This window comes from Moorella mulderi DSM 14980 (assembly GCF_001594015.1).
Lineage (GTDB): Bacteria > Bacillota > DSM-521 > Neomoorellales > Neomoorellaceae > Neomoorella > Neomoorella mulderi.
In genome coordinates, this window is the sequence record NZ_LTBC01000045.1 from 1 (window position 1) to 1356 (window position 1356).

General features: G+C 60.0%; 2 protein-coding genes. Both read left to right on the forward strand.

Going from position 1 to position 1356, the window contains the following annotated elements:
• A partial coding sequence (locus MOMUL_RS15160) for a DUF1670 domain-containing protein (protein WP_062286243.1) occupies positions 1-1068 on the forward strand: 1068 nt, incomplete at its 5' end.
• A 23-nt stretch (positions 1069-1091) separates the two neighbouring features.
• Positions 1092-1280, forward strand: a complete 189-nt coding sequence (locus MOMUL_RS15165) for a hypothetical protein (RefSeq protein WP_062286245.1) — start codon at positions 1092-1094, stop codon at positions 1278-1280.
• Positions 1281-1356: the final 76 nt, after the last annotated feature.

The window sequence follows — 1356 nt, forward strand, 5'->3', positions numbered from 1 at the left end:
ATGAAGAAAGAGAACCGCCAGCTAATGCGGAACCTCCGGGCGGCGCTGGCTATTGACCGGTACTTAAGCGGTGAGGACCTCACTGCCTTGCGTAAAGATCTGGCCATCAGCACCGGCCGGTGGCAGCGGTGGTGGCAGGGCTTCAAGGAACTGGTGCAAAACCGGGACCAACCCCTGGCGGAACTGGCAAGGCTACTGCGGGAGCCGCCGGAGCTTTTGGAAGCCTGGTGGGAAATCTGGACCAAACACCGGGAGAAGGACCCGGGGATAGCCACCCGACTGGGCCTGGACCAGGAAGCTTTAAGACAACCCGGCACCGGTACCGGCAGCCGCCAAGCCTTTGCCGAACTGTTACGCCGGCGGCACGGCTACTTCCCGGCAGCCGTTGAGCAGTTTTTGGACGAACTGGCGGAACTGGCCGGCCGCCTGAACAGGCAGGAACGAGCCCCGGGAGCCATCGTGTACCAGGCCGTGAGCGACCGGGAGCCGGCCGGCAAAAAACTATCGGAGTGTCAACTGAAAGCCGTAGTCCTGGATTACGTCACCCCTGAGGACTGGGAACTGGTTAACCGGGACAACGCCGAGGCGCTTAAGTGGACCAGGCTTTTGCGCCTGGCCACCCAGGCCAGATCCCAGGGGGCTACCTTAAACCAACCGGATCTGGCCCTGCTATTAGGCCTCTCCACCAAATCCGTACAGACCTTGCTAAAGGAACATCCAGGCGTGGTGGTCCCCACCAGGGGTATGGTGGCTGATATGGGACCGGCCTTAAGCCACACCGACAAGATCATCCGCCTCTACATGGACGGCTATACCGAGACCGAGATCGTCCGGCGCACCGGGCACAGCTATGAAGCCATAGAGAACTACCTCCTGGACTTCGCCCGGGTCACCTACCTCCTGGAAAGGGGCCTGCCGGTACCGGCCATCAGGAAGGTCCTAGGCTGTTCCAGGCGATTGGTAGAAAAACACGTCAACCTCTACCGGGAGTTTTCCGGCCCCGACTATGCCTTCATGATGGCGAAGGTCCGCCGCCTAGCCGAGGCCCACCCGGTTAAAAAAAACTAACCCGCATAGGAGGGATGAGTCTCTTGGAAGCCAAGAAGGGTGTAAACAGCCGCTACGCCACCCTTCTTGCCAGGGATGTATTACCCGTACAAACTGCTCACCTAAAAGAAAGCTTTGAATTGGCCCCGGCCTCAAAACTGGCCGAGGCGGCCTGTATGGCCACCAACCAGGCTATAGAGGCTGGGAAAAGAACCAGGGAACCCGGCGCCTGAAACCAGGGGAACTCCTCCTGGAACAGGAGGGCCGGAAAATCGCCATCCCCCTCCTTACCCAGGAGGTATTGCCGCA